This window comes from Modestobacter sp. KNN46-3 (assembly GCF_011039295.1).
The window spans coordinates 1-16,724 of record NZ_JAAKGN010000044.1 but is presented as its reverse complement, the minus strand read 5'-3'; the positions used below and the strand labels follow the sequence as shown (position 1 = coordinate 16,724).

The 16,724-nt window shown below is 75.6% G+C and carries 18 protein-coding genes and 1 pseudogene; 3 read left to right on the top strand and 16 right to left on the bottom strand.

All coding sequences use genetic code 11. From position 1 onward, the window contains the following. Positions 1–84: 84 nt before the first annotated feature. Positions 85–1,998 carry a PucR family transcriptional regulator gene (locus tag G5C62_RS11720; protein ID WP_164701097.1) on the bottom strand — a complete coding sequence of 638 codons (1,914 nt, stop codon included), beginning with the start codon at positions 1,996–1,998 and terminating at the stop codon, positions 85–87. Between the two features lie 312 nt (positions 1,999–2,310). On the opposite strand from G5C62_RS11720, the gene G5C62_RS11715 reads away from it, so the two are divergent. Further along, entirely contained in the window at positions 2,311–3,306 is a 996-nt protein-coding gene (locus G5C62_RS11715; protein WP_164701096.1) for a DUF2877 domain-containing protein, read from the top strand. Positions 3,307–3,327: 21 nt separating this feature from the next. On the opposite strand, the gene G5C62_RS11710 is transcribed toward G5C62_RS11715, so the two are convergent. The 8 genes from G5C62_RS11710 to rpe all read right to left on the bottom strand — a co-directional run bounded on the left by G5C62_RS11710 (position 3,328) and on the right by rpe (position 9,274). Continuing rightward, positions 3,328–3,825: an SSI family serine proteinase inhibitor gene (locus G5C62_RS11710; RefSeq protein WP_206330601.1), complete on the bottom strand. Its 498-nt coding sequence runs from the start codon at positions 3,823–3,825 to the stop codon at positions 3,328–3,330. 19 nt (positions 3,826–3,844) lie between these two features. Continuing rightward, the gene (gene hisG, locus G5C62_RS11705; protein ID WP_036335002.1) at positions 3,845–4,708 is read right to left on the bottom strand and encodes an ATP phosphoribosyltransferase; all 864 of its coding nucleotides are present in this window, start codon (positions 4,706–4,708) and stop codon (positions 3,845–3,847) included. 97 nt (positions 4,709–4,805) lie between these two features. Continuing rightward, positions 4,806–5,069: a phosphoribosyl-ATP diphosphatase gene (locus G5C62_RS11700; protein ID WP_036335005.1), complete on the bottom strand. Its 264-nt coding sequence runs from the start codon at positions 5,067–5,069 to the stop codon at positions 4,806–4,808. Further along, positions 5,066–5,575: a 6,7-dimethyl-8-ribityllumazine synthase gene (gene ribH / locus G5C62_RS11695; RefSeq protein WP_036335008.1), complete on the bottom strand. Its 510-nt coding sequence runs from the start codon at positions 5,573–5,575 to the stop codon at positions 5,066–5,068. Before ribH ends, G5C62_RS11700 begins: the two co-directional genes overlap by 4 nt. A gap of 70 nt (positions 5,576–5,645) precedes the next feature. After that, the gene (locus tag G5C62_RS11690; RefSeq protein ID WP_052091027.1) at positions 5,646–6,941 is read right to left on the bottom strand and encodes a bifunctional 3,4-dihydroxy-2-butanone-4-phosphate synthase/GTP cyclohydrolase II; all 1,296 of its coding nucleotides are present in this window, start codon (positions 6,939–6,941) and stop codon (positions 5,646–5,648) included. Continuing rightward, positions 6,938–7,555, bottom strand: a complete 618-nt coding sequence (locus G5C62_RS11685; RefSeq protein ID WP_164701095.1) for a riboflavin synthase — start codon at positions 7,553–7,555, stop codon at positions 6,938–6,940. The genes G5C62_RS11690 and G5C62_RS11685 overlap by 4 nt, the downstream gene beginning before the upstream one ends. 1 nt (position 7,556) lies before the next feature. Further along, positions 7,557–8,612 (bottom strand): bifunctional diaminohydroxyphosphoribosylaminopyrimidine deaminase/5-amino-6-(5-phosphoribosylamino)uracil reductase RibD, encoded by a 1,056-nt coding sequence (ribD, locus tag G5C62_RS11680; protein WP_241175846.1) that lies wholly within the window; start codon positions 8,610–8,612, stop codon positions 7,557–7,559. Continuing rightward, positions 8,609–9,274, bottom strand: a complete 666-nt coding sequence (rpe, locus tag G5C62_RS11675) for a ribulose-phosphate 3-epimerase (RefSeq protein WP_241175845.1) — start codon at positions 9,272–9,274, stop codon at positions 8,609–8,611. Before rpe ends, ribD begins: the two co-directional genes overlap by 4 nt. Before the next feature lie 502 nt (positions 9,275–9,776). On the opposite strand from rpe, the gene G5C62_RS11670 reads away from it, so the two are divergent. Beyond that, positions 9,777–10,211: a DNA-binding protein gene (locus G5C62_RS11670; protein ID WP_164701093.1), complete on the top strand. Its 435-nt coding sequence runs from the start codon at positions 9,777–9,779 to the stop codon at positions 10,209–10,211. 10 nt (positions 10,212–10,221) lie between these two features. On the opposite strand, the gene G5C62_RS11665 is transcribed toward G5C62_RS11670, so the two are convergent. Genes G5C62_RS11665 through def form a run of 4 tightly spaced genes read right to left on the bottom strand, consistent with a single transcriptional unit; the run spans position 10,222 to position 13,671 of the window. After that, positions 10,222–10,719 carry an N-acetyltransferase gene (locus G5C62_RS11665; RefSeq protein WP_164701092.1) on the bottom strand — a complete coding sequence of 166 codons (498 nt, stop codon included), beginning with the start codon at positions 10,717–10,719 and terminating at the stop codon, positions 10,222–10,224. Positions 10,720–10,763: 44 nt separating this feature from the next. Further along, on the bottom strand, positions 10,764–12,179 hold the full coding sequence (locus G5C62_RS11660; protein ID WP_164701091.1) for an RsmB/NOP family class I SAM-dependent RNA methyltransferase: 1,416 nt from the start codon (positions 12,177–12,179) through the stop codon (positions 10,764–10,766). Beyond that, positions 12,176–13,189, bottom strand: a complete 1,014-nt coding sequence (gene fmt / locus G5C62_RS11655; RefSeq protein WP_241175844.1) for a methionyl-tRNA formyltransferase — start codon at positions 13,187–13,189, stop codon at positions 12,176–12,178. Before fmt ends, G5C62_RS11660 begins: the two co-directional genes overlap by 4 nt. After that, positions 13,114–13,671 (bottom strand): peptide deformylase, encoded by a 558-nt coding sequence (gene def / locus G5C62_RS11650; RefSeq protein WP_164701090.1) that lies wholly within the window; start codon positions 13,669–13,671, stop codon positions 13,114–13,116. The genes fmt and def overlap by 76 nt, the downstream gene beginning before the upstream one ends. Positions 13,672–13,732: 61 nt before the next feature. On the opposite strand from def, the gene G5C62_RS28690 reads away from it, so the two are divergent. Further along, positions 13,733–14,227: a hypothetical protein gene (locus G5C62_RS28690; RefSeq protein WP_164701089.1), complete on the top strand. Its 495-nt coding sequence runs from the start codon at positions 13,733–13,735 to the stop codon at positions 14,225–14,227. 33 nt (positions 14,228–14,260) lie between these two features. Here G5C62_RS28690 and G5C62_RS11640 read toward each other — a convergent pair whose 3' ends face one another. The 3 genes and pseudogenes from G5C62_RS11640 to G5C62_RS11630 all read right to left on the bottom strand — a co-directional run. Further along, positions 14,261–15,052: an SRPBCC domain-containing protein gene (locus G5C62_RS11640; protein WP_164701088.1), complete on the bottom strand. Its 792-nt coding sequence runs from the start codon at positions 15,050–15,052 to the stop codon at positions 14,261–14,263. Continuing rightward, entirely contained in the window at positions 15,049–15,627 is a 579-nt protein-coding gene (locus G5C62_RS11635; protein ID WP_164701087.1) for a helix-turn-helix domain-containing protein, read from the bottom strand. The genes G5C62_RS11640 and G5C62_RS11635 overlap by 4 nt, the downstream gene beginning before the upstream one ends. A gap of 89 nt (positions 15,628–15,716) precedes the next feature. Then, positions 15,717–16,724, bottom strand: a pseudogene (locus tag G5C62_RS11630) (primosome assembly protein PriA); the annotation flags it as partial.

Below are 16,724 nucleotides of genomic sequence, written 5' to 3'. Positions count from 1 at the left end.
GATCACACCAGGGGGTCCTGAACACGTTCCCATCACGGAGCGCCGGGGTGAACACGGCCGTAACAGTGCGGACGCGCGTCCGCCTCAGACCAGCGACTCGAGCCCGTCGTCCAGGACTGCGGCGACCACGCTCTCCACCGGCGGCCGGTGCGGCTGGTCCAGTCCGCGGATGCGCGAGGCGTGCAGCGCGAGCAGCAGGTTCAGTCGCAGCGTGGGGTCGGTGGTGAAGGGGCCGAGCTGCCGCTCCAGCTTGCCGATCCGGTAGCGCATCGTGTTGTAGTGGAAGTGCAGCCGGCGGGCGGACTCCGCGACGTTGAGGTTGGTCTCCAGCAGCACCCGCAGCGTCTCCCGCAGGTCGACCGAGTCCGGGTCGGAGGAGTCGGCCAGCGTGCCGAGCACCTCGTCGACGTAGGAGCGCAGCTCGTTGCTGTCCGGGATCAGCGACAACAGCCGGAAGACGCCCAGCTGGTCGAAGTGCGTGACCGCGTGGCCGCCGTGGATCTCCTGACCGACCACCAGGGCCCGCTGGGACTGCTGGTAGGCCTCCCCCAGCACCGACAGCGTCTCGGCGGGGCGGCCGATGCCGGTGCCCAGCAGCCGGCCCACCCGGCGCAGCCGGGCGTTCACCCGGGCGGTCACCGAGGCGACCAGGTTGGAGAGCTCCTCGGGGGTGCGCCCGTCCAGCGGGAGCACGGTGACGATCTCCGTGGCCAGCCCGGCGACCGCCGCACCGGCCACCTCGCTGTCCACCGCCGCGCGCCAGCCATCGGCCAGCCGGTCCAGCACGTCCAGTGCCCGGGTCGGGTCGGCCCCGGCGTCGGCCACGGTCTCCGTGGCGGTCACCAGGACGACGACCGGGCCGTCGAGCCGCCAGCCGAAGGAACGGGCGTAGGCCAGCGCCCGCTCGGTGTGCGCGAACGTCCCGCCGACCAGCCGGCGCACCATGTCGCCCTGGAACCGCAGCTCCACCGAGTGGACCGCCTGCGAACGGATCTCCGACAACGCGGCGATGACCGCGGCCTGCTCGAGCACCGCGCCGGCGCCGAGCAGCATCGGGCCGTGCCGGTTGACCGCGACCAGCCAGCCGTGCCGCTGGTCCCCGGCCATGATCGGTGCGACCGCGTACTCCCCCAGTCCGCCGGGCAGCTCGTGGTGCCCGGGGACGAGCAGGATGCCGTCGGCCGGCGACAGGTCGGCGTCGGCCAGGACGTCCGCGGGGGTGACCACACCCTGGTCGGCGCGGTTGCCCAGCAGCCGGCGGGAGGGGGTGAGGTCGGCGAACGCGTCGTCGGCCGCGGCGTCGAGCAGCCACAACCAGTCGCGGATCTCGGCGACCTCCTCCGCCGGGCCGGCATGGGTGGCCACCTCGCGGTCGGGGCCCAGGCCGAGCACGGCAGCCCCGGCGAGGAAGGTCGACACCTGCGTGGTGACCTCGGACAGCCCACCGCCGGACAGCGCCACGTCGATGAACTGGTTGTGCATCCGGTTCGCGAGGCTGAGGGCCTGGGTCTGCTTGTCGATGATGGCGCCGAGCACCTCGGCGACCACCTCGTCCAGCCGGGCACGCGCGGGCAGCGCGAGCACCGGGAAGCCCCGGCGGTCGGCCTCGGCCAGCAGCTCGGCGGGGACGTCGCCGGCCGGGTTGCCCGAGCCGGCCTCCGAGCGGTACGCGAGCGCGCCACTGCCGGCCCGGTGCAGCCGCTCGATCAGCGCACGGCTCTGCGCCGGGTCGCCGCTGGGCAACCGGGCGCCCAGCACGACCAGCAGGTCGGGACCGGCACCGGCGAGCGGGTCGTCCGGGCCGTCGACGGCCACGTGCCGGACGATCCGGCGGGTGCCGGTGGCCCCGCCGACGACGAGCGTGCCGGCCAGCCCCGGCAGCTGCAGGAGCTGGTCGACGGTCAGGCCCATGCTGTCCTGGAGCGCGGTCCGGTCCGACGGCGGGAGCTGGGAGAGCACCGGCTCGGGGGACGCCGGGATGGCACTGAAGGTAGCCATCCGGTCGCTGTGTGCAGCATATGTCACAGATGCATCACGTTCAGTCACTGTACGTACCCCCAAAACACCGTGCACGAGCCTGCTGCACAAGATTCTGTCAGACGTCTCTGGACGGCAGAAGGCACGCTTGGCGACAATCGCCATACAGGCACGGGGGACGCGCCACGTGGGTTCGGGCCCCGGTCCTGTGTTCCGGCTCGGATGGTAGGCGGCTTCGTCGATCGACGGGCGGCTCGGTGTCCCGGCCGGGAGATCCAGATCGGGACGGGCCCGCTGCAGGCGTCGCCCGCCGACCGCACGGGTGGAGGGCACATGCGCACCATCGACGAGAGCACTGGCGGCCACGGCCGGGACACGACCCACGACGACACCCACACCGGGCAGGCCGCCCGGGCCGGCGTCCCGACCATCCCCCTGCCACGCGAGTCCGCCGCGGCCGGCGCCCGAACCCCCGGCACCTCGGTGCCCGCCCAGGCCAGCACGGGGATCGCCGACCTGCTGCGTGGACCGGTCCGGTCGGCGCGGGTCCTGCTGTCGGTCCCTGCCGCGGTGTACCTGACGGTGCAGACCCCGCAGGGCCCCGACGTGGTGGGCGTGCTGACCTCCGACGCGGCCCGGCTCCCGCTGGGCTGCGTGCTGTTCCGGCCCTCGAACGGCCGGCCCCTGGTCTCGGTCCCCAGCGGCGCCCCCGCCCGACTGGGCGGCGGCCGGCTGACCGTCGGGGACCTGACCGTCAGCGCCGCCGCGTGGTGGGACCCCCGCCCCAAGCTCCCCACCGCGCGTCCGGCGCTGCTCCCCGAGGGGGTCCGCCAGCTGCGTTCGGCGCTCTACGGCGAGGGCGTGCCGCACAGCGCGTTCGTCCTCCCCGGCCTGCCCAGCGGGCCCAGCGGTCCGCTCGCCGCGCTGCGCGGCGCCGTCCGCCGCGCCGACGTCGACGCCGCGCTGCGCACCGCCACCCGGTTGATCGGCCTGGGCCCGGGCCTGACTCCCGCCGGGGACGACGTCCTCGCCGGCGTCACCGCCGGGCTGGTGCTGCTGGGGCACCCCGCCGCCGAGCGGTTCGGCGCCGGCGTGACCGGGCTGGCCGCCGGGCGCACCACCGAGCTGTCCCGGGCGCTGCTGCGGCACGCGGCCGCCGGGCGGGTCAGTGGCGAGTTCGCGGCCGTGCTGCGGGGACTGGTCGGGCACGGTGCGCTCGCACCGGCGATCGCCACGCTGCTGACCACCGGCTCGACCAGTGGGCGGGCGATGGCGCTGGGACTGTGCACCGCCATCGACCTCGTCGACCGGACCAGCCGCCCGCGCTGAGCCCGGCCGGGGTCCGACCGGTCAGCGGGCCGGGCCCGGGAGGAGCGGCCCGAGCCGGTCCCACTGCGAGATCCGGCAGCCGTCGGTCCGGGAGAGCTGGAGGTCGACCGGGTCGCCGCGCCACAGGCCGGTGACGTGTGCCGTCTGGGGTCCGCCGAACTGCTGGGTGCAGATCGCGTCGTCCGGCACCGGGGCGAAGGGGTCCTCGAGGCCGTCCAGGTGCTGGCAGGCGGCCTCGGAGTCGGGGAGGTCGCCCTCGACGGAGCCGGCGCAGGTGAGCGTGTAGCGCTCCACCGGCGCACCCTCTCCGGGGTCGTACTCGATCACCAGGTCGTTGTCGGCGCGGCTGATGCCCCCGGAGCCGGGATCGGTCGCCGGGTCGGACGCGGTCGGCTCGGCCGCGGGACTCGTCGAGGGTGGCGTCGAGGAGCCCGCCGCCGTACCGGTGCCGCCGTCGGCGCCGCAGGCGGCGAGCAGCATCAGCGGGACGACCAGGCACGAGAGGACGACGCGGTGCATGCCCGCCAGTGTGCCCGGGCTAGATCCGGGAGGCGGCGATGCTGGTGACCAGGATCGCCCGCGCGCCGAGCTCCCAGAGCTCGTCCATCACCCGGTTGGTGTCGTCCTTGAGGACCATCGCCCGCACGGCCGACCAGCCCGGCGTCTGCAGCGGGCTGACCGTGGGGCCCTCGAGCCCCGGGGTGCGGGCGGTGGCCTGGGCCAGCAGGTCGTTGGGGCAGTCGTAGTCGAGCATCACGTAGCGCCGGGCGACCAGGACGCCCTGCAGCCGGCGGCGCAGCTGGGCCACGGCGGGCACCTCATCGGCGCCGGCCCGGCCGACCAGGACGGCCTCGCTGGCCAGCACCGGGTCGCCGATGATGCGCAGACCGGCCGCACGCAGCGTCGTCCCGGTCTCCACCACGTCGCAGACGGCGTCGGCGACGCCGAGCCGGCAGGCGGTCTCCACGGCGCCGTCGAGCTTGACGACGGCGGCCTTCATGCCCGTCTCGTCCAGGAAGCGCTGCAGCAGCCCCGGGTAGGCGGTCGCGATCCGCTTGCCCTCCAGCTTCGCCACCTCGTCGACCGGGGACTCCGCCGGGCTGGCGAAACGGAACGACGACCGGCCGAAGCCCAGCGGCATCACCTCGGCCGCCACGTCCCCACCCTCGGGCGGCGTCGTCTCCAGCAGCATGTCCCGGCCGGTGATGCCGACGTCCAGCGTGCCGGCCGCGACGTAGATCGCGATGTCCCGCGGCCGCAGGTAGAAGAACTCGGTGTCGTTCTCGGGGTCGTAGACCGCCAGCTCACTGGTGGTGCGCCGCTGCCGGTACCCGCTCTCGGCGAGCATCGCCGCCGCCGGCTCGCTGAGGACACCCTTGTTGGGCACGGCAACGCGCAGCACGACACGAACTCCTCGAACAGTGGTTGATCGGCCCCGGCCCCGTCCAGAGGCTCGCCCCGAGCTTGCGAGGGGTGAGGAGGACGGGGTCCTTCGACTTTTAGAGGTGAGCGTAGACGTCGTCCAGGCCGAGCCCGCGGGCCAGCATGAGCACCTGCACCCGGTAGAGGAGCTGGCTGATCTCCTCCGCCGTCCGCTCGGCGCCCTCGTGCTCGGCGGCCATCCAGGACTCGGCCGCCTCTTCCACGACCTTCTTGCCGGCGGCGTGCACGCCGTCCCGCACGGCGGTGACCGTGCCCGAGGCCGGGTCGCCGGCCTCGACCTTCTCGCTCAGCTCGGCGAACAGCTGGTCGAACGTCTTCATGCCGGGCCGACCACGAAACCGGTGCTCTGCTTCGGGCTGCGCAGCTCGCGCAGCACCAGGGCGGTCTGCAGCGCCGCGGCGGTGGCCTCCCAGCCCTTGTCCTCGCCGGAGTCGTCCATGCCCGCGCGGTCGCGGGCCTGCTGCTCGCCCTCGGTGGTGAGGACGCCGTTGCCGACCGGCTTGCCGGAGTCCAGCGACACCCGGGTGAGGCCGGCGGTGAAGGAGTCGCAGACGTACTCGAAGTGCGGCGTGCCGCCGCGGACGACGACCCCCAGCGCCACGACCGCGTCGTGGGTGGCGGCCAGGGCCTGGGCGACCACGGGCAGCTCGATGGCGCCGGGCACCCGGACGACGGTCGGCTCCGCGATGCCGGCGGCCTTCGCGCAGGCGATCGACCGCTGCAGCAGCGACTCGGTGATGTCGCCGTGCCAGGTGGTCGCCACGATGCCCAGGGTCAGTCCCGCGGCGTCGATCGGCTCCTGCCCCGGTGCTCCGGACCCGCTCATGAGTTCTCCTCGGTGCTGTTCGTCGTCAGTTGGGACGGTGCAGTGTGCCGTGGGACGGGTCGCGACCCGGTCACATCGGCTGCTCGTCGGCGCGCCGCCCCGGCGCGGGCGGCTGCCCGCCGGTGTCGGGGCCGTCGGGCTCGATGATCTCCAGCAGGTGCCCCATCCGGTCCCGCTTGGTGCGCAGGTAGCCGACGTTGTCGACGGTGACGTTGCTGGGCAGCGCCACCCGGCCGGTGATCTTGAGGCCGTAGCCCTCCAGCCCGGCGCGCTTGGCCGGGTTGTTGGTGAGCAGGCGCATGGTGTGGATGCCGAGGTCGACCAGGATCTGCGCACCGGTGCCGTAGTCGCGGGCGTCGGCGGGCAGCCCCAGGTCGAGGTTGGCGTCGACGGTGTCCACGCCGGTGTCCTGCAACTGGTAGGCCTGCAGCTTGTGCAGCAGGCCGATGCCCCGGCCCTCGTGCCCGCGGATGTAGAGGACGACGCCGCGGCCCTCCTGGGCGACGGCGGCGAGCGCGGCGTCCAACTGCGGGCCGCAGTCGCAGCGCAGCGAGCCGAACACGTCGCCGGTCAGGCACTCGGAGTGCACCCGCACCAGGACGTCCTCACCGTCGTTGGCGGTGATGTCGCCGTAGACGAAGGCCACGTGCTCGCGCTCGTCGTAGGAGCTGCGGTAGCCGACCGCGGTGAACTCCCCGGCGCGCAGCGGCACCCGGGCCTCGGCGACCCGCTCCACGAGCTTGTCGAAGCGCTTGCGGTAGGCGATCAGGTCGGCGATGGAGACCATCACCAGGTCGTGCTCGTCGGCGAAGACGCGCAGTTCCTCACCGCGGGCCATGCCGATCGGGTCCTTCTCGCTGACCACCTCGCACAGCGTCCCCGAGGGGCGCAGCCCGGCCAGGACGGCGAGGTCGACGGCGGCCTCGGTGTGGCCGGGGCGGCGCAGCACGCCGCCGTCCTTGGCGCGCAGCGGCACCACGTGCCCGGGGCGGGCCAGGTCGGCGGAGCCGGTGTCGGCGGCGGCCAGGGTGCGGATGGTGTGCGCCCGGTCGGAGGCGGAGATGCCGGTGGTGACGCCCTCCCGGGCGTCGACCGTGACGGTGTAGGCGGTGCCGCGGCGGTCCTGGTTCACCCGGAACATCGGGGGCAGGTCGAGCCGGTCGGCGTCCTCCTCGGTGACCGCCACGCAGATGTAGCCCGAGGTGTACCGGACCATGAAGGCCACCAGCTCGGGGGTGGCGAGCTCCGAGGCGAAGATCAGGTCGCCCTCGTTCTCGCGGTCCTCGTCGTCGATGACGACGACCGGCCGGCCGCTCTTGACCGCCGCGATCGCGCTCTCCACCGAGTCCAGCCGGAAGGCGGTCATCGTCGTGCTCCCAACAGTCGTTCGACGTACTTGGCGATGACGTCCACCTCCAGGTTGACCGGGTCACCGGGGGCTCGGTCGCCCAGGGTGGTCTCGCGCAGGGTGGTCGGGATGAGGCTGACCTCGAACCAGGGCTCGGGTGAGTCGGCGAGCGCGCTCACGGTCAGCGAGACGCCGTCGACGGTGATCGAGCCCTTCTCGACGACGTAGCGGGCCAGCTCGGCCGGGACGGCGATCCGCACGACCTCCCAGTCGTCGCCGGGGGTGCGGGAGACCACGGTGCCCACGCCGTCGACGTGGCCCTGCACGATGTGGCCGCCCAGCCGGGTCTGCGGGGTGACGGCGCGCTCCAGGTTGACCCGGTCGCCGGAGCCGGTGGCACCGAGGCTGCTGCGGCGGAGCGTCTCGGCCATCACGTCAGTGCTCCACACGCGCGTGCCGTCGGGCCCGGGCTCGACGCCGGTGACGGTCAGGCAGACGCCGTTGACCGCGATCGAGTCGCCCAGCGCGACGTCCTCCAGTGCCTTGCGGGCCCGGATGCGCAGCACCGCGCTGTCCGCGCCGTCCTCGCGCACGACCAGGGTGCCGAGCTCTTCCACGATGCCGGTGAACACCTCAGCTCCCTCCGCCGGTCGACGCTGTCCACCCAGTGTGCCGGGTGGGCCGCAACCGGATCTGCACGTCCCCGCCCATGCGGGTGACGTCGGTGACCTGCAGGTGCAGCGCGTCGGTGATCGTGCTGATTCCCAGCCCGCCCACCATGGCGGCGCCGGCCCCGAGCAGGGTGGGTGCGACGTGCACCACGGCCTCGTCGACCAGGCCGGCGGCGAGGAAGGCGGCGGCCAGCGTCGGGCCGCCCTCCAGCAGCACCCGGCGGACGTCGGAGTCGAACAGCTCGGCCAGCAGCGCGGCCGGGGTGGCGGCCCGGCTGACCAGCGTGGGCGCGGCGGCGTCGTGCACCCGGGCGGTGGCCGGCACCCGGCCGCGGCGGTCCAGCACCACCCGCAGCGGCTGCCGGTCGGCGGTCCGGCCCTCGGCGTCGCGGACGGTGAGCTGCGGGTCGTCGGCGAGCGCCGTCCCGGACCCGACGAGCACCGCGTCACAGGTGGCCCGCAGCGCGTGCACGGCGGCGCGCGCCTCGGGCCCGGTGATCCAGCGACTGGTGCCGTCGGCGGCGGCGACCCGCCCGTCGAGGGTGGTGGCGACCTTCCAGACCACCTGCGGCCGGTGCTCGTGCACCCCGGTCAGCCAGCCGGCCAGCGCACCCTCGGCGGCGGCGGCCTGCTCGGCACCCAGCTCGACGTCGACCCCGGCCGCGCGCAGCCGGCCGGCGCCGCCGGTGGCCAGCCGGGTGGGCTCGGGGACGGCGACGACGACCCGCGCGACCCCCGCGGCGATCAGCGCGTCGGCGCACGGCCCGGTGCGGCCGGTGTGCGCGCACGGCTCCAGGGTGACGACGGCGGTGCCCCCGCGGGCGCGCTCTCCCGCCGAGGCCAGGGCGTGCACCTCGGCGTGCGGGCCACCCGGCGGGGAGGTCGCCCCCTCCCCCACGACGGCACCGGCGGCGTCCAGCACCACGGCACCGACCGGCGGGTTCGGGCTGGTGGTGCCCAGCACCCGCAGCCCCAGCTCCCGGGCCCGGGCCATCGCTGCCTGCTCGGCGGCGTTCACCGGGCGCGCGCGGCCTGGGCCCGCAGGGCGGCGATCGCCCGGGCCGGGTCGTCGGCGCCGTAGACGGCCGAGCCCGCGACGAAGACGTCGGCGCCGGCCTCGGCGGCCTGCTCGATGGTGTCGGCGTTGATGCCGCCGTCGACCTCCAGGAACAGTTGGAGGTGGCCGGCCTCGACCAGCCGGCGGGCCTCCCGCACCTTCGGCAGCACCTCCGGCATGAACGACTGCCCGCCGAAGCCGGGCTCCACCGTCATCACCAACAGGGTGTCGAACTCCGGCAGCACGTCGAGGTAGTCCGCCAGCGGCGTGCCCGGCTTGAGCGCCAGGCCGGCGAGCGCGCCGGCGGCCTTGAGGTCGCGCGCGACGGCGCGGGGGTCGGTGCAGGCCTCGGCGTGCACGGTGACGTTGCGGGCGCCGGCCTCGGCGTAGCCGGGGGCCCAGCGCTCCGGGTCGTCGATCATCAGGTGGCAGTCCAGCGGCACCGGGCTGACCGCCTGGATGGCCTGCACCACCGGCAGGCCCAGGGTCAGGTTGGGCACGAAGTGGGCGTCCATGACGTCGACGTGCACCCAGTCGGCGTCGGCGATCCGCTGCACCTCGTCGGCGAGCCGGGCGAAGTCCGCGGACAGCAGACTGGGCGCGATCATGGGTTCCCGGGACACCCGGTGATCGTAGGGGCCGCCTCCTGCGAGCCCGGACGGGCGACCTGACGGTCGCCCGGATCGGCCGACGCTCCCGACGCTGCCGCGATGTCGAGGAGCCAGGACGTCGACCGGGTCGCCGTCGAGCGTCGGGCCCGGCTCTGGCGCTGGGCGACCGCGCTCGTGCTGGCCGGCTGGCCACCCGCGCGACGAGCGCCGTCCGCCGACCCGCCCGGCCCGCCCGGCCCGGGACCCCTCGCCGACCTGACGGCGCATCGACCGTCGCGTTGTCGACGCCCGGCCCGGGCCGGAGACGTGGACAGCCCGGCACTCGACGGTCCGGACCGTCGGACTGGGCGATCGAGGAGTTCACCACTGACCACTGGGTGAGCGTCCAGCACACGAAGCGGAAGTTCCCCTTCTGAGCCGTCCCCGTGTCCCCGGCCGGCGTTCCCGCGGGAACGCCGGCCGGGGATGGGGAATCCCGTTGCCCACCGGCCGCCCGGCACCCCACGCTGACCGCATGTCCCTGCCCCCCGGCCGGTCCGGCGCCGCGGCCCCCAGCCCACCGGTGGACCGGTACGCCGCGCTGTTCCGGCTCCACGAGCGGTACGCGGCCACACCGGAGGCGCGGGCCCGGCTGCTGAACCCGTACACGCTCAGCCCGCACGAGGCGGTCCGGCTGGTGGCCGGCCTGGCCGGTGGCAGCCTCGCCTACACCGACGACGCCGAGCCCTCGGTGCAGGGCGAGGACCTGGTCGCAGCACTCAGCCTGCTCCCGCTGCTGCGCGCCGAGACCGACGATCTCGAACTCGGCCTGCTCACCATGGCCCGCGGTGAGGGGCTGACCTGGGCACAGATCGCGGACCGGCTGGGCCTGGACGGTCCGCAGGAGGCCCAGCAGCGGCACGAGCAGCTGACCCGCAGGGGCGCCGACCCGGCCGGCGACGCCGGCTGACGCCGACCGCTCAGGGCAGGTCGGGCAGCGCCAGCCACTCCGCCCAGCTGAGGTCGCGGCCGACGTGGCGGGGTGCCCGCAGCGGCCAGTCCCGGGACAGCCAGGCGGGCACGAAGGTGTCCAGTGCCGCCTCCGTGGGGCTGCCGACCAGCCGGTCGACCACCCACCAGGAGACCTCGGCGTCCGCGCCGCCCTGCTTGGCCGGCGGGTCGACGTACACGCAGCCGAGCAGCTCGGCCTCGTCCCGGGGGAACAGCCCGTACAGGAAACTCTCGTGCGCGGCGATCTCCCGTTCGTGGTGGGCGAGGTCGTCGCGGTCCTGCTCCACCGTCATCGTCGCCGGTGGCCAGCCCCAGGTCGGCCCGTAGACCGACCACAGCCGCTCCCGTGAGCCCATCACCGCCGGGAAGTCGATCTCGGTGTCGGCGGCGCCCATCAGCCGCAGGTGCTCACCCGTCGGCAGGTCGGCGCGCAGCGGGTGGACGAAGTCGGCGGGCAGCCACATCACGGAGCGGCACGCTAGCCAGGCGCGCCGCCGCGGTCACCGGGTCTTCAGCGGGTGCGGCGGAGCAGCGCCATGAACATCGCGTCGGTGCCGTGCCGGTGCGGCCACAGCTGGGCGTGCTCGCCGCGCTCGATGCCGGGCACCTCCGGGAACAGCGGGGCCACGGGGAGCACCTCGACGTCGTCCCGGCCGGCGACCGCGTCGACGATGGCGACGGTCTCGGCGGTGTGCGGGGAGCAGGTCACGTAGGCGACCACTCCCCCGGGCCGCACCGAGGCGAGTGCGCTGTCCAGCAGCTGCCGCTGCAGCTCGGCCAGCGGCTCGACGTCGGCAGCAGTCCGGCGCCAGCGCACCTCCGGCCGGCGGCGCAGCGCGCCCAGGCCGGTGCAGGGTGCGTCCAGCAGGACCCGGTCGAACGACCCGGCCGGCCAGCTCGGCGCCGTGCCGTCGGCGACCAGGACCTCGACGTCGTCCGCACCGGCCAGCGCGCCGCGCACCAGCTCGGCGCGGTGCTCGCTGCGGTCGGCAGCGGTCAGGTGGACCCCGGCCGGCCGGACGGCGGCCAGCAGCCCCGCCTTGCCCCCGGGGCCGGCGCACATGTCCAGCCAGCGCGCGTCCGGGCCCTCCAGCGGCGCCCGGACCAGGGCGAGGGTGGCCAGCTGGCTGCCCTCGTCCTGCACCGCGGCCGCACCGGAGCGGACCGCAGCCAGCTTGCCGGGGTCACCGCCGTGCAGCCGGACGGCGTGCGGCGACCACGGACCAGGCTCCCCACCGGAGTCGGTGGCCAGCTCGTCCCGGTCGACGTGCCGGGCGACCAGGTGCACCTCGGGTGCGGCGTCGTCGGCGAGCAGCGCGGCCTCGACCTCGGCGTCGTCGGCCAGCGCCTCCCGCCAGGCCTCGACGATCCAGCGCGGGTGGTCGGTGGTGAGGGTCAACCGTGCGTCGGCGTCGGCCGGGGCGAGGGCGGCGACCCAGGCGGCCCGGTCACCGCCGGCGGCGACCTTGCGCAGCACCGCGTTGACCAGCCCGGAGGCGCCGGTGCCGACGATCGCCCGGGTGAGGGCGACGGTGGTGTCCACCGCGGCGTGCGCCGGCACCCGCAGGTCGATCAGCTGGTAGGCGCCCAGCCGCAGCAGGTCCAGCACCTTGGGGTCGAGCTCGGCCAGCGGCCGGGACACCAGCGTGGTCAGGACGGCGTCCAGCGTGCCGGTGGCGCGCAACGTGCCGTAGGCCAGCTGGGTGGCGAAGGCAGCGTCCCGGGGCTCGAGCTGCCGCTCGCGCAGCAGCTGGGGCAGCAGCAGGTTGGCGTAGGCCGCCCGGCTGGAGACGCCGTCCAGCACGTCGTAGGCGGTCAGCCGGGCCCCGTCCAGCGTCGGCCGGTGCCGTCGGGACTGCGGCCGCTGGTTGCCGGTGCCGGGGTCGTTGCGCCGCTTGTGGCCGGCCCGCTTCTCCGGGCCGGTCATGCGCCCACCTGCTCACCGAGTCGCTCGCCCGGTTCCAGGCGCGCACCGCGCGCCCAGTCGGCCGCCGGGAGCATCTTCCTGCCGGCCGGTTGCACCGACGACAGCCGGACGGCGCCGCGCCCGGTGCCCACCAGCACACCGGTCGACCCGATCGACAGCTCCCCCGGTTCGAGGGCCAACGACGAGGGCAGCGGCTCGACCGGCGCCAGCCGCAGCCGGTTCCCGCGCCAGGTCGTCCAGGCCCCCGGCGCCGGCGTCACGCCGCGCACCCGCCGGTCGACGACGTGGGCCGGCAGGGTCCAGTCGACCTGGGCGTCCGCGGTCTCGATCCGCGGGGCCAGGCTGACCCCCTCGGCCGGCTGGGGCTCGGGCCGCAGCGAGCCGTCGGCGAGGCCGTCCAGCGTCGCGACCAGCAGCCGGGCACCGCTGACCGCCAGCCGGTCCAGCAGGTCGCCGGCGGTGTCGGTCGCCCCGATCGGCTCGGTGACGACGCCGAAGACCGGGCCGGTGTCCAGCCCGGCCTCCAGCTGGAAGGTGGCCGCGCCGGTGACCTCGTCGCCGGCCATGATCGCGTGCTGCACCGGCGCCGCGCCGCGCCAGGCGGGCAGCAGCGAGAAGTGCAGGTTCACCCAGCCGTGCCGCGGGACCTGCAGGGCCGCCGGCGGCACGAGGGCGCCGTAGGCGACGACCGGGGCGCAGTCGACGGCGAGGTCGGCGAGCTGGGACAGGAACTCCGGCTCCCGAGGCGAGCGGGGCTGCAGCACCGGGATGCCGGCGGCGTCGGCGCGCTCGGCGACCGGCGACCGGCTGGTGCGCCGGCCGCGGCCGGACGGTGCGTCGGGCCGGGTGAGGACGGCGACGACCTCGTGGGCGGAGTCCAGCAGCGCGTCGAGGGCGACGACGGCCGGCGCCGGGGTACCGGCGAACAGGAGCCTCAGTGGGGGCTCACCTTCACCACGGGTGCCGGCACCGGCGACCCGTCGGGCAGCCAGGCCTGCGCGCCCTGCCACTCCGCACCCTGCAGCACGTCCAGGGCGGCGGCGCGGGCCTCGGCGTCGAGCCGGTCGACGAAGAGCACGCCGTCGAGGTGGTCGGTCTCGTGCTGGATGGCCCGCGCCAGCTTGTGCGAGCCCTCCACCCGGATCGGCTCGCCGTGCATGTCCCAGCCCCTGGCGGCGACGTAGAGGTGCCGACGGCAGTCGAACCGGAAGCCGGGGATGGACAGGCAGCCCTCGGCGTCCTCCTCGGTCTCCTCGCCCACCGGCGTCACGTCGGGGTTGACCAGGTGGCCGACCTCGCCGTCGACGTACCAGGTGAACACGCGCAGGCCGACGCCGATCTGCGGCGCCGCGATGCCGGCGCCGCCGGCCGCGTGCATGGTGTCGGTCAGGTCGGCGACGAGCTGACGCAGTTCGGCGTCGAAGTCGACGACGGGGGCGGCCGGGGTGCGGAGCACCGGGTCGCCCATGATCCGGATGGGGGTGACGCTCACCCGACGATCCTAGGTGCCGTGTGCAGCGGCGCCCGCAGGGTGACCTGGCTACGGTGCAGCAATGGCCTCACTCGCCTCGCACCGCGTCCACGCCGTGATCAGCACCCTCGTCGACGGCCTGACGGTCGGCGGTGCCGAGGCGGCCCTCGACCTGCCGCCCCGGTCCGCGGCCCGCGCACGGGTGTACCTGGCGCTGCTGGTCGCGGTCGCCGCCGACACGGTGGCCCACGATCTGCCCTCGCTGCGGCGCACCTTCCAGGGCATGCCGGTCGAGTCGGCGTCCCCCGCCGACCAGGCGGTCACCCGTCACCAGGCGCTCGCGACGGCCGGCTGGGGGCTGGCGGCGACGGCCGTGCACGGCCCGGCCGTCCGGGCGCTGCGCCGGCGCGGCCACGCGCGCCCGCACCTGCTGGTCGGGATCGTGGCCGGGGTGGGCACCGCCGCCACGACGCTCCCGGTGCGCTGGCGCCGGGCCACCGAGCGGGCCATCGAGGACATGGCCGCCGCCCAGCTGGACGCCGAGCTGGCGCAGCTGCTGGACCAGCCGATCGACTGACCACCCGGTGGCCCGGGCAGCGGGTGCAGGGGATCAGGCGGGGACGGAGAGCTCCTGCAGCCAGGCCTGCCAGGCCGGTTGCTCGCGCCGCACGTGGTCTGCGGCGTCGGCGGAGAACAGGTACGCCCGCACGCCCGCCAAGGCCGTGCCGTTCCCCTCGCCGTACGTGAAGACGCTGAGCATCCCGGGAACCGGTGCGGTGAGCCGGACCAGCGCCTGCCGCTCGCCGACCCGCTCGACCGTGCCGGTGGCGCCGCGCACCTCGACCGTCGCGCCTTCCTCGCCCAGGCCGAGCGCGTCGCGCAGGGTCGACCAGAGCGCTCCCGCGTCGCCGGGGTGGGAGGCGGCGGCCTCCAGCTGCGTGGCCTCCTGGCCGGGGAAGTGCGCCAGGTAGAGGCGCAGGTTGTCGAAGAAGGGCCGCCAGCTCGAACCCATGTCCTCCCACCACTCCGACTCCCAGGCGGCGCCGGTCCCGAAGCCGCTGCTGGTGACCCGCACGACGCAGGTGCCGCCGGACCGTGCCTCGACGAGGAACTCCGACGTCAGCGGGCTCAGCGCGTCCGGGCCCTTGCCCATGAGGGCGGCCCAGTCCTCTTCGTAGGCGATGCGGCGCGGCGGGTCCCAGCCGGTGACCCGGCCGTCCGAGCCCATCTCGGGGCCCATGGAGAAGTGCAGGGTGCCGCCCTCGCGCTCCTCCATCTCGGTCGGCAGGAACCAGGCGCTCATGCCCCGGGCGGTCGCGACGGCCTGCCAGACCTGTTCCGGGCTGCCCGGGACCTCGACGCTGAACTCCAGGCGGTACGGGACGTCCGTGGTCGTGCTCATGTTCTCTCCTCGGGAACGGGGTGGGCGGCGACGACGAGCCGGTGCGGGCGCCCGTCGTCGTGGTGGTACCGAGCGGCCAGGTCGAGCACCGCCGCGGTCAGGTCGTCGGCGAAGGCAGCCCGGTCGGCGGCCGACCGGAAGCCGATCTCCGTGTCGATGGTCAGCGTCGGCAGGCGCGTGCCGGACGCGCCGGCCCGGCGCGCCAGGGCGCCGACCTCGCGCATCAGCCGGCCGGCCAGCGCGACGAGGTAGCCCGCCGACAGGTGGTCGGCGTTGGCGTCCGGATCGGCCGCGGACGCGCTGACGGCCGCCGGCGACACGACGTACGACGCCGCCGACGCCTGCAGCACCCGCTCGGTGATGCCCCCGTGCCGGCGCTCCTCGGACAGCCTCACCAGGCCGTGCGCCTCGAGCGCCTTGAGGTGGTAGTTCACCTTCTGGCGCGCGATGCCGACCCGGGCGGCGAGCCCGGCGGCGGAGGCCGGGACGGCCAGCTCGCCGAGCAGCTGGGCCCGGACCGGGTCCAGCGCGGCGGCCGCCGCCTCCGCGTCCTCGATGACCTCGACGTCCTGCATGCCGTCACCGTGCTCCCGACAAGAAAAGTTGTCAAGGGCTCCGTGCGAGCTCCGAACCCCCTGCCGCCCGACGGGACGGCCGCGTACGCCTAGGCCAGCTCGAGCGGGTCCAGCTGCACGCGGACGTGCTCGGCGACCTTCTTGGCGCTGCGCACCCCCTGGACGTCGTGCAGCGCCCGCGCCAGGGCCGCCCCGTCGCTGCGCCGCACCCGGACCAGGTAGCGCTCCCGTTCGCCCTCCTGCCCCGGCCGCGGGGGCTCGGGGACCGGTCCGAGGACGTCGGCGCCCTCGGGCAGCCGCAGCGCCGCCAGGAAGTCCGCCAGCGCCGCCGGTGACGCCGACAGCGAGGCCATCCGGGTGACCGGCGGGAATCCGAGCTCGCGGCGGTCGGCCAGCTCCCGGGTGGCCAGCCCGGCCGGGTCCCAGCGCACCAGCGCCTGCACGACCGGGTGCGCGGCGTCGGCGGCGACCACCACCTGGCCGCCGGCCCGCACCAGCCCGGCGGCGTTCATCCAGCGGCGCATCGTCTCCTCCCCCGCCCGCAGGTCGGCCCGGCCCAGCAGCGCCCAGGAGTCCAGCAGCAGCGCCGCGCCGTAGCCGCCCTCGGCCACCGGCTCCGCCCCCGGCGTGGCCACCACGATCGCCGGGTCACCGGAGACCTCCGCGAGCACCCCGGAGCTGCGGCCGGAGACCCGCACCGCCGCTCCCGGGAACGCCCGGCCCAGCTCCTCCGCGGTGCGGGAGGCGCCGATCACGGCGGCCCGCAGCTTGGTGCCGTGACAGTGCGGGCAGTCGAAGGTCGCCGCCGGGCGGGCGCACCACCGGCAGGCTGCGATCCGCACCCCGTTCGGCCCGGGCGCCGGTGCGATCCCCAGCGGGCCGGCGCAGTGCGCGCAGCGGGCCGGCGCCCGGCAGCGGTCGCAGACCAGCGAGGGCACGTAGCCGGAGCGGGGCACCTGGATCAGCACGGGAGCGCCGTCGGCCAGCGCACGCCGGGCCACGGTGAAGCCGAGCGTGGGCAACCGGGCGGATCGCGCAGCCGGGTCCCGGGCCAGCTCGAAGTCGCTGCCGAGGGCCTCCACCCGCGGCGCCGCGGC

Excerpts from the sequence above, each read along its gene's own strand:
- G5C62_RS11670 (WP_164701093.1), top strand. The coding sequence starts at position 9,777 with ATGTCCCTGCCCCCCGGCCGGTCCGGCGCCGCGGCCCCCAGCCCACCG.
- G5C62_RS11720 (WP_164701097.1), bottom strand. The coding sequence starts at position 1,998 with ATGGCTACCTTCAGTGCCATCCCGGCGTCCCCCGAGCCGGTGCTCTCC.
- G5C62_RS11715 (WP_164701096.1), top strand. The coding sequence starts at position 2,311 with ATGCGCACCATCGACGAGAGCACTGGCGGCCACGGCCGGGACACGACC.
- G5C62_RS28690 (WP_164701089.1), top strand. The coding sequence starts at position 13,733 with ATGGCCTCACTCGCCTCGCACCGCGTCCACGCCGTGATCAGCACCCTC.
- G5C62_RS11635 (WP_164701087.1), bottom strand. The coding sequence starts at position 15,627 with ATGCAGGACGTCGAGGTCATCGAGGACGCGGAGGCGGCGGCCGCCGCG.
- G5C62_RS11700 (WP_036335005.1), bottom strand. The coding sequence starts at position 5,069 with ATGAAGACGTTCGACCAGCTGTTCGCCGAGCTGAGCGAGAAGGTCGAG.
- G5C62_RS11660 (WP_164701091.1), bottom strand. The coding sequence starts at position 12,179 with ATGACCGGCCCGGAGAAGCGGGCCGGCCACAAGCGGCGCAACGACCCC.
- ribH (WP_036335008.1), bottom strand. The coding sequence starts at position 5,575 with ATGAGCGGGTCCGGAGCACCGGGGCAGGAGCCGATCGACGCCGCGGGA.
- G5C62_RS11640 (WP_164701088.1), bottom strand. The coding sequence starts at position 15,052 with ATGAGCACGACCACGGACGTCCCGTACCGCCTGGAGTTCAGCGTCGAG.
- G5C62_RS11690 (WP_052091027.1), bottom strand. The coding sequence starts at position 6,941 with ATGACCGCCTTCCGGCTGGACTCGGTGGAGAGCGCGATCGCGGCGGTC.
- G5C62_RS11710 (WP_206330601.1), bottom strand. The coding sequence starts at position 3,825 with ATGCACCGCGTCGTCCTCTCGTGCCTGGTCGTCCCGCTGATGCTGCTC.